Here is a 14,582-nt window from a genome sequence, read left to right as displayed (position 1 = left end):
AATAGGGGGTTTTTGGTCAGTTGTTGGTCTTAGCAACTTGGTCAAAAGATTTTTATAAAGAATAATTACAATTTTAGGTAAGTAAATTAGGTGTTCATCAATAAACCTAGGGTGGGCATTGTCCACACCACAGTTTTTGTGTAATTCATTTCAAACAAAAATACAAGAAATATTTAACGCTTTTTGCAATAAATTTTGATATTCTTTATCACTGACTAAATAAGAACCAAATCTTTCTAAATGTTCATTTTGTAATTGGGCATCAAATAAGATAAACCCTCTGGCTTTTAAATGTTCTACTAACTTTACCATAGCCACTTTAGAGCCATTGGGAATACGATAAAACATCGATTCTCCAATAAAAGCACCCCCAAGGGTAAGGCCTAAAATTCCTCCGGCTAATTCGTCTCCTTGCCAAGTTTCAAAACTATGAGCAAATCCAGCCAAATGTAGCTGATAATAGATTTCAATTAGTTCAGGAGAAATCCAAGTCACCTCTCGATCAGCACAACCCTGACAAACCCCCAAAAAATCCCGATTAATGGCGACAGAAAACTGTTCTTGATTCAAAACCCGTTGCAGGGATTTAGGATAGCGAAAACCCTCATCTAAGGGGACTAGGGCCCGTTGACGACTGGAATACCACCCCAGAACATTGTGTTCATCCGTCATCAAAAAGTAACCTTGAGCATATCCCTGTATAATGGGGTCTAGATCTTCGGCAAATTCCATCGTAGATTTCCGTAGTTAATAAAGTTCCATGACGGCAGAACCGATTCCTCCCATTACTTTACCCCCAATTCGCAATCCCCAACAGGAAGGGGAATGGTTGCAGGTGGCTTTGCAAAACTGGTTAGATGAAGAGTTTATCCCTGAAAAAGTCAACGAAAATATTGCTAAAAGGGCCGCTCAAATTTTCGTGCGTCAGCGATTAGAAGGGGAAAATGATTTAGGCTCCCTAGTCATTGCCATTGTGACGGAAATGCAGGCCTTTGATTTTCGAGAATCGTTTTTTAGCGAGTTTGCCGTTGCGAATGCAGTCAGTGACTTAATTTTAGATAGTTTAGGTATTGATCGTTGCTGTGGGGAAAGTTAGTTCCACAAGGAATAGGGACATCCTTTCTGTTTATCGGACTGTCCCACTCACTTGATTCGATCATTCCTTGAAAGCCATCTTAATTTAGTCTTAAGAAAAGCTTACCAGCTAGATTTAACTACCCCAGGAAGTAACCCTTCATGGGCCCATTCTCGTAGAACATTACGGGATAAGCCAAAATCCCGATAATATCCTCTAGAGCGGCCTGTTAACCAACAACGGTTACGAAGACGGTTAGGCGCACTATTACGGGGTAAACGTTGTATTTGACGATGAATCTCGATTTTTTCTTCGTAGTCTTCAGCATTGTTAAACTCTTCTTTCAGAGCTTCTCGCTTATCTGCATACTTATCAATTAAGCGTTTACGTTTTTTCTCGCGTTCGATCAAGCTTTTTTTAGCCATAGGGGTTCAGTTTAGAATTTTCTGATTAAAGACACTATTTCCTATCTTATCAAAATTTTCCCCCAGGACAATAGATTTCGGTTGAAAGGGAACAGCAGTGTTGTGGTGAGAATCCTATCGGGGCGGGGTAAAAAACCCGCCCCTACTACTTCTGACTTTTGCGATTACCCCATCACCCTAATTATCGGTGACTTTTTCTTGCATTCTGTCCCAGCGAGGATTAGGATCTTGAACCGTTTGACGTAATTGTTGCCAACGGAGTCCAATCGGTTTTGGGGTGGCCGGAGTAGAGAGTGGTGCAGCATTACTCTTTAAAATCGAGAGCGCACGATTATATTGGGGATCAGCATCGGTTCCCATCAAGGTTGGATCATTTCTTAACTGAACTTGTTGCTCCATAGTTAAGTCAAGATAGACATCAGGACGAATGCCTTTATGGTTAATATCCGTGCCGCTTGGTGGATAATAACGGGCAATGGTGACAGCTAACCCGGAACCATCAGTGAGAGAATGTACGGACTGTACTGTTCCTTTGCCATAAGTGGTGGTGCCAACAATGGTGGCCCGGCCATTTTCCTTAAGGGCCCCTGTCAGAATTTCGCTGGCACTGGCTGACCCTTCATCCACTAAGATCACTAAGGGTAAATCTGTGATTGATGTACCATTGGCTGAAAAATGGCGATCACCGCCTTTACGATCAATGGTACTGACAATTTCTCCTTTTTGGAGCCAGAGACGGGCAATATCGACGCTAGAAAAGAGGAGTCCCCCTGGATTACCCCGTAAGTCTAAAATGAAACCAGAAACCTGTTGCTGTCCTAGCTCTTCGATCGCTTGTTTCATTTGTTCAGCAGCATGGGAGCTAAATTCATCTAATTTGATATAACCAATGCGATGTTTTTCATCTTCTTGGAGATGATAAGTCACGGAAGCAATTTCAATCTGAGCGCGTTTGAGAGTGACTTGAAATACCCCTTTTTCCCGCCGAGATAACTGTAAACTAACTTCCGTACCCACTGCTCCGGTAATTTCTTCTTGGGCCTGTTCTAAGCTCATTAAAGCGGTGGGTTTGCCATTGATCCGAATCAGGCGATCGCCTCGTTTAACTCCAGCTTCCATAGCGGGGGAATTTCTGACAGATTCTACGACATAAAGTTGGCTAGTGCGTTTATCGAGGGCTAGTCGGACACCTACTCCTGATAACTCCCCAGAGGTTTGACTGGTGAGGACAGAAAATTCATTAGGGGGTAAAAAGCGAGTATAGGGGTCGCCTAAGTCTTTGAGAGCGTCCCGAATCGCTTTATAAGCTTGTTTGGGGTTAGCATAGTCTTGGCTGAGTAATTCCCGTCGTTTTTCTTGCCAATCAACCCGATTAAAGTTCCGATCCACAAACTCATTATTAACAATTTGCCACATCTCATCGACCATGGCTTTGGGATTATCTTCTAACACTTCGGGTTGGGGCGCACTCAAAGCGGGAGAGGTGAGGCTATGTAGGGAAATCGTAGCGACAATTCCTCCCCAGAGTAAAGGGTGATTGAGACTCAGGCGTTTTATACAGTTATTCATAGTATTATCAAGGTCAAGGGGGAATTAGGTGAGAAGGCGTTAGTTAAGAGTAAAGCGGACAAGAAATTGCCAGTAAGAACTGAGGAGTTACCCCTTAGAACTTAATTAAGGGTAAATTTAGAGATCGACCTTGGGGTCATGATGTTCCTCCTTTGTTCTACTTTAATGGGAATTTAAGAAATCGAGTAAAATTTTTTGGTGAATTGGGCCAAGAGGACGCACTTTGTCAAGTTTTCCTGAATAACATTGCCCTTTTGCGATATCTTCAGGCGGCACTAATTCCAAGTCTGCTCCCTCTTGTAAGACTAACTGTTCTAGGGGAACCGTGAGGGGAGCATGGAAAATATGACGAATCGCCCGTTCATCGGCATAACAATCAAAGATAGTGGGATTTTGCAGATCGTAGGCAATTTCTTCCCAGATTTCTCGTTTAACCCCTTCTTCTGGGGTTTCATTCGGTTCTAGATGACCCCCAAAAAATCCCCAATGGCCGGGATAGAGAATGGTGGGAATATCGTCTCGCAACTGCATTAAAAAGTGACCATCTTGATAGAGGATAGCGACAGCAACGGCAGGAATGACACTATTTGGCGTTACGTTTATGGGGGAGGAGGAATTCATCGAAATTCGGTTGGGGTGTGGGTTTAACTTGGGGAGAGGACACAGGTTGAGCGACAGGAGAGGAAGCGACAGGAGGGGTGTCAAGTTTTTCTACCTCAACAATATACAATTCCCCCACATCTTGGCCGCCAATGGCAATCGATTGATAGGCCACTTTTCCTTTTATTATGATCTCTTGCCCCGTTTGGGGAAGGTCGCCATTAGTCAGTACCCAAACTGTCCCTGTGGCATCCTGGAGTTGATAGGAACCACTTTCCATAAAAGGGGCCCGATCAACGACTTTTCCCTCTATGTAAATAATTCCTGCTTCTGGACTGGTTTGTGTACTAGGTTGGGGGGAAATTTCCCGAATAGGAGTAAGGGGGGTTTGTGCTAACCCTAAATAATTAAGTGGGGTACAACCAACCAGTCCCCCCACCAGGAGGGATAATAGTCCACCATGAACCCCTCGAATGTTTAAAATTTTCATGATGACCGTGATTAGCTTGACCTTCTTGAGATATCTTAACCAATAGGACACCTTAGAATGCTCCTACGTTCCAAAATTTACTGACAATTATCCATGGCTCCTCAGACTGCTTCTTTGTTAAACGGTAAAGCATTAGCCCAAAAAATTCAGCTTGAACTCAAAGCATCCATTGAACAGTTACAGCCTAAAATCGGTCGTCCTCCTGGTTTAGCTGTCATTATGGTCGGAGATGACCCCGCGAGTGCGGTTTATGTTCGCAACAAGGAACGGGCTTGTGCTAAGGTAGGTATCGCTTCTTTTGGTCGTCATTTACCCCACCAAAGTTCTCAACAAGAGGTGGAGTCTATCATTAAGGAACTCAATCAAGATGAACGGGTGGATGGGATTTTGGTTCAGTTGCCTTTACCTGCTCATTTGGATACCGTTTCCTTATTATTAGCGATCGCTCCTGATAAGGACGCTGATGGCCTCCATCCTATGAATTTAGGCCGATTAGTGCGGGGGGAAAAGGGATTACGCAGTTGCACCCCAGCCGGAGTCATGAATCTTCTAGAAGAATATCAGATTGAGGTCGCAGGTAAACACGCTGTTGTGGTAGGACGTAGTATTTTAGTCGGAAAACCCTTGGCCTTGATGTTGTTGGAGAAAAATGCAACGGTAACAATTGCCCATTCTCGTACTCCAGATTTAGGAGCAATGACCCGTCAAGGAGATATTATCATTGCTGCGGTGGGAAAACCCCTATTGATTACTGGGGAAATGGTTAAACCAGGGGCCGTGGCGGTTGATGTGGGAATTAATCGTATAATTAGGCCGGATGGGGCTTCTCAGTTGGTGGGGGATTTTCACTTTGATTCTGTGGCAGAAGTCGCTAACTATATTACTCCTGTCCCTGGGGGGGTTGGCCCGATGACGGTGGCGATGTTATTACAGAATACGGTTTTAAGTTATGGCCAACAAGTTTGAGTTGTGACAGCCTAGAAGGCTGTGTTACGGTTAATCAACATTAATTTTTATTGGCAATGAAACCGTGAATTTTGGTCAGTGGATTGGGTTATCTAGCTTAGTCATTTCCGGTTATATTCTTTGGCAAATTAGACAACTGCTTTTACTTATTTTTACGGCAGTTATTTTTGCGACGGCACTTAATCGACTAATAAAATGGCTACAACGGTTTAAAATTCAACGAAATCTAGGAATTTTTATTGCTATTAGTAGCCTGATTTTATTAACCATTCTTTTCTTTGGTTTAGTGGTTCCTCCCTTTATCGATCAGTTTCAAAATTTACTTGATTTATTACCGAATATTTGGGGAAAATTTAGAGAGACATTAATCTCATTGAGTGAGCAAGAAAGTCGTTTTTTTTGGTTGTCTTCTACCCCATCTTTAACGGATTTAATTAACCAATTACAACCTTTGTCAACGGCAATATTTAAGAATTTTTTCAAATTATTTTCTAATTCTTTTGTGGTGATTTTACAATTAATTTTTGTTTTTATCCTAACCATTATGATGATTATTGATCCCCAAAGATATCGAAAAGCTTTTCTCAAGTTATTTCCGTCTTTTTATCGAAGAAGAGGAGATGAAATTCTAGATATTTCTGAAGTTGCTTTAGGTAACTGGTTGATGGGAATTACAATTAATTGCTTATTTATTGGGACATTAAGTGGTTTAGGGTTATGGATTTTACAAGTTAAATTAGTCTTAGTTCATGCTATATTAGCAGGGTTATTAAATTTTATTCCCAATGTTGGCCCAGCAGCAAGTGTAGTTTTTCCCCTTATGGTAGCATTACTTGATGCTCCTTGGAAAATTTGGGCAATTGTTGTTTGGTATTTTATCATTCAAAACATCGAAAGTTATTGGTTAACCCCAACAGTAATGGCCAAACAAGTTTCCCTTTTACCAGCCGTTACCTTAATGGCACAAATTTTCTTTGCTCAAGCTTTTGGTATCTTGGGATTATTATTAGCTCTCCCTTTAGCAGTTGTGACCAAAACTTGGATAGAAGAAGTTTTATTTAAAGATATTTTAGATCCTTGGAATCCCTTAATTAATATTATTGAATATGATGATAAAATTTAAACAACTATTTAGCTTGACTCCTTTACTTTTTGGGTTACTTTTATCTTTACCTACCAATGCACAAACAGAAACTGTGTTAGAAAAAATTAATCAAACAGGGTTACTTAAAGTAGGTATTCGAGAAGATGCAGTCCCCTTTGGTTATCGAGATATTAATGGAGATTTAAACGGATTATGTCTAGATTTTATCGCGGTTGTTCGAGGGGAATTACAACGTAAATTAAACAAAAAAGTAATCGCTATTAAGTTATATAAATCAACCCTATTTAATCGCTTTGAATTAGTCAGCGATCGCATTGTTGATTTAGAATGTGGTCCTAATACAATTCGTGCTGTTTCTGACTATAATATTCAATTTTCTTCTCCCTTCTTTCGGACAGGGACTCAACTACTTGTCAAGGCGGAAAATGAACAATTAATCAACTCAAATAGTACCTTAGAGAATGTGTTAATTGGAGTCTTAAGAAATACGAGTAATGAACAATTAATTTCTCAAAAATATCCCTCTGCAAATCAGGTAGAATTTCAAGGTGTTACGGGGCGTTTTCGAGGTCTACAAGCCTTACAAGGGGGCAAAATAGAAGCATTTGCTAGTGATGGAATTTTATTAATCGGAGAAGCATTAATCCAAGGATTGGCGATCGGCAAAGACTATGTTTTGCTGCCAAAATACCCCTTAGACTGTGAAAATTATGGCTTAATTTTACCTAAAAATGATCCTGAATGGTTAAATTTTGTGAACTCAGTCATCAAAAATTCTGCTAGTAGAAGCAGTTTTGAACAGTGGTTTGGGGAAATTTTACCGCAAATTAAGGCGATAGAATCTTTTTGTCAGACACAAACCTAATTTTAAACCCTGAAGGGTTTTGCTATATAAACAAAGCCCGCCTTCGCGGGCTTTAATTATTTTGTATCTTCTGATTTTTCTGGCGTTTCTTCAACCTTTTCTGATTGTTCAGCAGTCTCGGCAGAAGTAACGGGAAAAGGTGGGGTTTCTGGTTCTATCTTAACGGTTTCAGTTGCCACTTTCTCCAGTTTAGGTTGATAGCTTTCAATCAATGTTTCTGCTTCATCATCAGCAAGAAATGGTTCAAAATCAGCCACATATTGTTCTAAAGTTTCGGGTTGATTAGTTGTTTTTTCTAGTACAACTTCCGATGAAATCGTAGTTTCTTCAGGAATTTCTACAATAGTTTCTGCTGTAATTACTTCAGTTTCTTCTACAACTTCTGACAAGTCATCATCATCATCATCATCCCAGTTTTTTTCTTCCCTTGTCATTTCTTCGGTTGTTTCGACAACCATTGGGATAGTTTCTTCAATTTCTAATGATTCATCTTCATCTTCATCTTCCCAGTTTTCTGCTTCTGTCTCTTTTTCCTGTTCTGGTAAAGGTTTAGAAACAGGTTGAGACTTAGATTTCCCAAACCCAAACCAAGATTTCAAGGAAAATCCCTGTTTTTTAATTACTGGTTGAGGGGGAACATCGGATGATAGTTCTGCTTCAGTCTCCGTTTCCGTCATAAGGGGTTCGGATAAAGGTTCTGTTTCAGGAGTTTCAGTTTCCTCTATGGTAACAGAGGCTTCTCTGGCCTCAGCGACTTCTAGAACTTCCTCTAAGGTCATTTCCTCAACAACTTCTGAGGTTTCTATTTCAGGGGTTTCTTGGGGTTGAGAAATTACTTCACCTTGAGGAATTTCAGGTTCCTCTGTTTCTTCTATAACTGGGGTAGGTGTTTCAACCACTGGAGGGGTTATAGGTTGGGGTTGGGTTTTTTTCCCCAGACGGTTTTGTACCCAAGTTAGCAAAGAAAATCCGCTAAGATCCGTTTGTTCATCAGGATGGGCGATCGCCCGTCGTAAGCGAACCGTTTGCCAACCAAAGGATAACATTAAGGTGACAGCAGCCGCTTGGCCTAACAAAACTCCTCCTGTCATTCTTCCTGCACATACCCATAAAATGAGGGCGTAGAATAAACCGACACCACTCCAGAGAAAGTCATCTTTTCGATGCAGTTCCGGTAAGAAAAATGCCGATAAATAAAGACTTAAGCTTGCAAGGGCAATAGCGATCGCTAGGATGTATGCCAACATCTGTGGGTTACTCCTTTGGTGGTTTCTTTTTCTTATTGTGAGGCATATTGCCCGTTATTGCTGATCAATTCTCCCAAAGAATTTTACAAAAGTAAGTTAGATTAATCAACAAAATCCTGTTTTGCTTAGCGATATCAATTTTCGCAGCACAACTCCTCTCTCTCCCGTTTCGGGGTAAACCCTATGAGTCAGTCTCCAACGCCTCAAAACTCCCTTTCTCAGCGTCTTAACCATCTTCTGAGACTGCTGAGACAACCCAAGACTATCGCTGTGGGAACTACGTCTTTTGCTTTAATTCTCCTTGGTTATGGGGGGTTACGTTTATTTTTGCGGGAATATTTACCTCCTTGGTTAGAAGAACAAGTTAGTCAAGTGATTAATCGTCCGGTGGAAATTGGGGAGTTAAATGGGTTTTCTTTGACCAGTTTACAGCTAGAAGGGGCTTCGATTCCAGCGACTTCTGAACATAAAAATCAATTAATAGCAAAAACTGTCATTATTAAGTTTAATCCCCTCGCTGTTTTATTTGAGGGAACTTTACCAATTACAATTTCTCCTGAAGATGTTCAGGTTGAAATTCGTCAAAAGTCTCAAGATGAGTGGTTAACGTTAAATATAAGTGATGAACTAATTCCTGTTGATTTAGATTTAACTTTTGATGTCAAAAATACTGATATTGCTTTATTTCCTCAGAATGCTAAGAATCCGGTTAAAATGAAATTGAAGGGTAAGGCAACTTATCAAGAAAAGGGAGAAAAACAATGGAAATATGCCATTAATCTTGGCTTTTTTGATAGGGACGAAATTACTCTTAAGGGGAGAACATTAATCACTACAATGCAAAGTGAAATTGAGTTAACCTTGAATAAGTTAGCTTTACCAGCAGTGATGTCTCTATTGCCTAATTTTCCGGTGGAAGTTGTGGGAGGTAATTTACAAGCAAATCTTAATCTTAATGTACCATCTATTGAAAATTTGAGGGAAACTCAAGGTAAGGGAAATCTAGCTTTAGGAGAGTTTAAAGGACAAGTTAAACCCTTAAAAGAACCGATTCGAGCTTTGGCTAATATTTCCTTTGATAAGGATAAGATTTTAATTGATAAAGCTCAAATTAGTTTAGGGAAAATCATCACAACTATCCAAGGTTATTATGATTGGAAGACGGGAAGTAATATTAATATTGCTGTTCGGAATTTAAGTGTTAGTAACATTCGTCAGGTTTTTCCGTTTTCTTTTCCTTTTAAGCTTAAGGGAGAGTTTGAGTCCAATCTTAATCTTTCGGGACTGTTTCAAAATCCGTTATTAAAGGGAGAAATTGTTAATACTAAAATCATTGAAGTTGCTCAAACCCCAATTAAAAAGATTGTGGCTGAGTTTCAAGTAAGTTTGGATAATTTTTTATTACAAAATGTACAAATTGAAACCCAAGGAGGAGGAGAAATTAAAGCGCAAGGAAAACTAAAACAAAATCTAACTAAATTAATCAAAGAAAAGAAAAAAAATGATTTTAAAACCTTACCTTTTGAGTTGAGTTTTCAAACAAAATTACCGAGTAAAACCCTGATTAATGCTTATTACAAGTTACCTAATCAATTAAATTTAGATTTGTTGAAAGCACAAGGAACAGTTAAAGGGACTCTCGACAATCTTAATGGTTTGATTAAATGGCAAACTTCGGGAAACTTAAAACAATTAAATACTGAAGTTGTTGGTCAAGGCAATATTTTAATTAAACAAGATAATTTGCTTTTAAATGATACAGTAATTAAGACAAAAAAAGGAACAATTAATGTCACGGGAAGGGGGAATGTAAAAAATACACAATGGCAAGTTTCTTTGTTGACAGAGAAATTAGACTTAAATTCCTTTGCTGCTGTTTTCTGTCAAAATCAACTTTTTAAATGTCCTCAAAATATTATCTTAAATAACGGAAATATTCGCTTAGCGGGTAACTTTAAGCAACCTATCCTACAATCTCTTAAAATAGATTCTAATCTCTTATTATCGATTGATCAGGGTAAAATTGGGATTAATAGTCAAATCCAACAAGGCAATTTTATCACATCATTAACAACCTTACAATTGCCCATCAATTCATTTTTACCTCAGTTAACACTTCCTGTGAGTTTGAATAATGCTCAAATCAATTTATTGGGTGACTTAACAACAATTTGGCAAAATTCAACCCTTAACTTAAATGCACTTAAAGGTAATGGTAATCTTGCCTTAACTATAGGAAATAGTCGCATTATTGCCAGGGGGAATTTACAGGGAGAGTCCTTAACAGGGGTTGCTAATATTAATGATTTATCGGTTAATCAGGTGTTTTCTCAGCTTCCTATTCCCGTTAATATTGTTCAGAGTGAAATTGACTTAAAAACAAATCTGCGATCGCTTTTATTTTCGGGAACAAAACCCAACTTTAATACAGTACAAATCAGAGCAAATACTGAGCTATTAATTGCCAATCAAACTATAACAGCTAACAGTCAATTAAATCAAGGAACTATCAACGTTAATGTTGCAAAGATACCCTCATCACCAACTCCATTTGTTCTCAAAGGATATCCTCTCATTAAAGTCAACAAAGTTCAAGGTAATTTAACCGCTAATTTATCATCTTTGCTTTCCTTTGATCTTAGCAGTCTTGCGGGTTCTACAGAAGCAGAATTAGAAATTGCCCAAGGAAAAGTTACATTATCTAGTCAGTTAAAGAATAACCAAATCCAATCTAATATTAACACAAATAACATTAATTTATCACAAATAAATCCTGAATTATTCTCATCATTAACATCTCAAACACTTAATGGAAAAATCAAGACTTCTATTGCTTTAGATTCCATCTTAGTCGCGGAAACCTTACTTCCCATTAAAATACAAAATATTTCCCTTCAGTTAGGAGAAGAAACCTTAGAAGCAGATGGTTCTTTTCTGATCTCCAATTTATTAACAAATCCCGATGTTAAAAATCTCTTAATTAATGTAGATACTAAATTGAATTTAGCCAGCTTACCCTTGAATCAAATTATCGCAAAAATACCAATAAAGCGACATTTTTTACCCGAAACCTTACAATTAACAGGAGTCGGAGAATTTAAGGGAAAATTAGCGGGTAATAATTTATTAACGGCTCCTTTTTCTTCAGGCAATTTACAATTAAATGGGGATCTAAAATTATCAGAATTGAGTTTTAATAAGTTAATTTTTGAACCTATTTTACAAGGAAAAGTACAAGTAGACTTATCTGAAAAAATATCAATTAACTTACAGGGAAAACAAGACATTATAAGTGCTTTGGTTAAACCTTGCTTACAGGAAAAATGTCTTTTTCCTTATTCAATTCAATCTTTTGAAATTCGTCAAGATTATAATAATAAATCTCCCATTATTGCCCAAGGAAGTAGTCAAGATAATAACCTAATTGCCAGAATAGAAAATTTACCAATAGAACGCTTAAGAATCATGCCTTTAGGGGATTATGGTTTGCCCAATTATTTAGGAGGAACCCTCAATTTTGATTTGACTTTTAATCCTTCAAAGTCAAAAGCGATAGGAAAACTAACAATTATTGATCCTCGATTTGGTAAAATAGTAGGCGGTAAATTGCAAGCAAATGTCATCTATCAAGACCAACAATTTATCTTAGAAGAAACCACTCTCAACATTGGCGAAAGCAGCTATAATATTGCGGGCAGTTTTGATGTTAAATCAAGAGAAATAAGAGGAAATGCTAACATAAATAATGGTTATATTCAAGATATTTTAACCGCCTTACAAATTTCCAACTGGGATAGTTTACTAAGGTTATTACAACTCAAAAAACCTGACTTTACGACAGCAGAGAAAATTAGCCCAAACCCATTAGGAGATGCAGAGTCTCCCCTTGATCAACAACTCAATCAATTCTGGAATAATGATCGTAAAGTTCGACAAGTTTTTACGGAAACTCAAGCAGGAGACTTACCCAGAGAATTAGATTTTCGAGGCAAATATCAAGCTCAACTTAATTTAAGTGGAACCCTTCAAGATCCTAAAATTTCTTTAGAATTTCAAGGAGATAAATGGCAATGGACTCCTCAATCTTCTACCGCTTCAATTGTCAGATCCTTGGGATTAGTGATGGAAAGTTCTCAAGTAATTCCCATTGAAAAATTGGCGATTCAAGGAGAGTTAAGTGATGGACTAATTAAATTAAATCCTAGTATTAAATTTGGACAAGCTTTAGTTAATGCAACCCTTAATTTAGCTTATGAAAATACTAAATTTTCTTTAGATTCCTCCGAATTTAAGATACAAAATTTAACCTTAGATCTGGTGCGTAACTTGATTGTTATCCCCAGTGATGCCAATGGAATTATTAATCTTGAAGGAACGATAAATGGAACTTTAGCTAAACCAAACATTGATGGACAGTTTGCATTTAATGATGGTGCAATTAATGCTAGATTACTTAATCAAAATTTAAGCGGTAAATTTAATTACAGTGATGATAAACTTAGGGTGAATACAACCTATCCAGATTTTATAAAAATTACAGCTAATATACCTTTTCCAATTCTAGGAAATCGTAATAATGACTTTGATATTAAAGCAAATTTAGGCAACCAAGCTTTTGCGTTATTGCAACCTCTCACCCTGGATCAAATTATTTGGGTAGAGGGAAATGGCGGTATTAATGCTGATATCAATGGTAAACTTTATGTTAATAATCAAATCAAGCTATCTTTAGATCCTGATAGTAAAATTGATATTAACTTAAATCAAGCAAAATTTACTAATAATCTTTTACCCACAGTCGTCACACTTAATGGACAAATTAAACTAAAAAATGGCAATATTAATGTAGAAGATTTAACTGCAAACTTTGCCAAAACTCATATAAATGCAAGAGGAATTTTCCCTTTATTTCCCCCTAATCCTAATAATCCAATTATCAACCCTCTGACCATTAATATTGCTCAAAATGAGATTAATCAATCGGGAATTTATCAAGGATTAATTAATGGAGAAATCTTAATCACAGGAGCATTAATTAGCCCAATTATTGGAGGAGAAGTAATATTTAGTGAAGGAAAATTAATGGTTCCTGAAATAAATATAAAACCAGAAAATAAGTCCGAAATTTTTGTTAACTGGTTAGGAACATTAGCTTCAGAAAATAACTTAGTTATTCCCCCTCAATTAAATAATTTTAAGATATCTCTTGAAGAAATCGCAGTTCAACGAACCAGCAAAAGACCAAATATCTTTAGCGAAACCCCTAATGTCTTTCTTAATTTGAGTGGTGATATCGCTTTAAACGGTCAAATAAATAGCTTATCAATTACTGAATTACTATCTCTTGAACCATCAGGACAAATTAGGATTAATGGTGGTCAAGTTAATATTCCAATTACCCGTGTATTTGTCAGTCGTCAACATGAAAATACCTTGACATTTTTACCCAACCAAGGGTTATTAAATCCCAATATTGACTTAGAATTAAAATTTTATCTTTTCCTCGTGGGATTACAATCAATTAAAGATAATGAAATTACCGATGATATTGTGCAAAGTGGTCGATCAAAATCAGCAGAAGTTACCTTGAAAATTCGAGGAAGTGCTAGTGAAGTATTGCCTAATTTGGGTCAACAATTAGAACAAGTTTGTCAACTAAGATCTGCCAATAGTCCCCCAATTCCTGCATCTTCCGAGATTTCTCCTGAGAAGTTACGCCAACTAGCAAGATGTATTGAAGTTAATAATTTAGGAACCAATTCTATTCAAGATTTACTGCGTTCTCCTATTGTTTCATTTTCAAGTAATCCTCCTCTTAGTAATAGTGAACTTTTAACATTATTTGGGACACAAAAATCTGATATTGCGGAGCAATTACAAAGGCAAAATTCTACCCAATTACTTGAAGCAGGTGTCCTACAATCTGCTGTGGTTGTCTTACCCTTTTTACAAGATTGGGTCTTTGAATCTAATGAAGCAACGAGTGAATTTGGCCAAAAATTAGGCTTAACCAATTTACGTTTATATCCTGTGTTAGAAACGGTTTATGAACTGCCACAAAGTTCTCTAATTCGATTTTCTTATGACTATGGGTTGAATGAAGCTACAATTCGTTATGAAACAAATTTTTAAGGAAAGTAATAGCAAATTGATTCTATTAGGATTAAATATAGAACAGATTGCCGAAGCTTTGGAATTAGATAGGGAGCAAGTCAGAAAAGCAACCCAATCTAATTCTTA

11 protein-coding genes are annotated in these 14,582 nt (G+C 37.6%); 5 read left to right on the top strand and 6 right to left on the bottom strand.

From position 1 onward, the window contains the following. Nucleotides 1–150: 150 nt before the first annotated feature. Nucleotides 151–732 carry a leucyl/phenylalanyl-tRNA--protein transferase gene (aat, locus tag VB715_RS03840; protein WP_323299876.1) on the bottom strand — a complete coding sequence of 194 codons (582 nt, stop codon included), beginning with the start codon at nt 730–732 and terminating at the stop codon, nt 151–153. 28 nt (nt 733–760) lie between these two features. On the opposite strand from aat, the gene VB715_RS03835 reads away from it, so the two are divergent. Beyond that, nucleotides 761–1,096, top strand: coding sequence for a hypothetical protein (locus VB715_RS03835; RefSeq protein ID WP_323299875.1), 336 nt, complete (start codon nt 761–763; stop codon nt 1,094–1,096). Nucleotides 1,097–1,197: 101 nt separating this feature from the next. On the opposite strand, the gene rpsN is transcribed toward VB715_RS03835, so the two are convergent. The 4 genes from rpsN to VB715_RS03815 form a co-directional block, all read right to left on the bottom strand. Next, complete coding sequence (gene rpsN, locus VB715_RS03830; protein WP_323299874.1) at nt 1,198–1,500, bottom strand: 30S ribosomal protein S14; 303 nt, start codon at nt 1,498–1,500, stop codon at nt 1,198–1,200. Nucleotides 1,501–1,677: 177 nt separating this feature from the next. Then, the gene (gene ctpB, locus VB715_RS03825; protein WP_323299873.1) at nt 1,678–3,069 is read right to left on the bottom strand and encodes a carboxyl-terminal processing protease CtpB; all 1,392 of its coding nucleotides are present in this window, start codon (nt 3,067–3,069) and stop codon (nt 1,678–1,680) included. A gap of 162 nt (nt 3,070–3,231) precedes the next feature. Further along, complete coding sequence (locus VB715_RS03820) at nt 3,232–3,690, bottom strand: NUDIX hydrolase (RefSeq protein ID WP_323299872.1); 459 nt, start codon at nt 3,688–3,690, stop codon at nt 3,232–3,234. After that, complete coding sequence (locus VB715_RS03815; RefSeq protein ID WP_323299871.1) at nt 3,653–4,159, bottom strand: DNA-binding protein; 507 nt, start codon at nt 4,157–4,159, stop codon at nt 3,653–3,655. The genes VB715_RS03820 and VB715_RS03815 overlap by 38 nt, the downstream gene beginning before the upstream one ends. A gap of 93 nt (nt 4,160–4,252) precedes the next feature. Between VB715_RS03815 and folD the strand changes: the two genes are divergently transcribed. The 3 genes from folD (at nt 4,253) to VB715_RS03800 (ending at nt 7,095) form a co-directional block, all read left to right on the top strand. Beyond that, the gene (folD, locus tag VB715_RS03810; protein ID WP_323299870.1) at nt 4,253–5,125 is read left to right on the top strand and encodes a bifunctional methylenetetrahydrofolate dehydrogenase/methenyltetrahydrofolate cyclohydrolase FolD; all 873 of its coding nucleotides are present in this window, start codon (nt 4,253–4,255) and stop codon (nt 5,123–5,125) included. Nucleotides 5,126–5,189: 64 nt separating this feature from the next. Further along, on the top strand, nt 5,190–6,248 hold the full coding sequence (locus tag VB715_RS03805; RefSeq protein WP_323299869.1) for an AI-2E family transporter: 1,059 nt from the start codon (nt 5,190–5,192) through the stop codon (nt 6,246–6,248). Next, nucleotides 6,232–7,095, top strand: a complete 864-nt coding sequence (locus tag VB715_RS03800; RefSeq protein ID WP_323299868.1) for an amino acid ABC transporter substrate-binding protein — start codon at nt 6,232–6,234, stop codon at nt 7,093–7,095. Before VB715_RS03805 ends, VB715_RS03800 begins: the two co-directional genes overlap by 17 nt. Nucleotides 7,096–7,151: 56 nt before the next feature. Here the strand turns inward: VB715_RS03800 and VB715_RS03795 are convergent, their stop codons facing one another. Further along, nucleotides 7,152–8,342, bottom strand: coding sequence for a Ycf66 family protein (locus VB715_RS03795; protein ID WP_323299867.1), 1,191 nt, complete (start codon nt 8,340–8,342; stop codon nt 7,152–7,154). A 183-nt stretch (nt 8,343–8,525) separates the two neighbouring features. Here VB715_RS03795 and VB715_RS03790 point away from each other — a divergent pair, with 183 nt between their 5' ends. Further along, nucleotides 8,526–14,474: a translocation/assembly module TamB domain-containing protein gene (locus tag VB715_RS03790; protein ID WP_323299866.1), complete on the top strand. Its 5,949-nt coding sequence runs from the start codon at nt 8,526–8,528 to the stop codon at nt 14,472–14,474. The last annotated feature ends 108 nt before the right edge of the window (nt 14,475–14,582 follow it).

It is taken from the genome of Crocosphaera sp. UHCC 0190 (assembly GCF_034932065.1).
Lineage (GTDB): Bacteria > Cyanobacteriota > Cyanobacteriia > Cyanobacteriales > Microcystaceae > UHCC-0190.
Note: the sequence above shows the minus strand (reverse complement) of the source record. Positions and strands in the feature narration are given on the sequence as shown.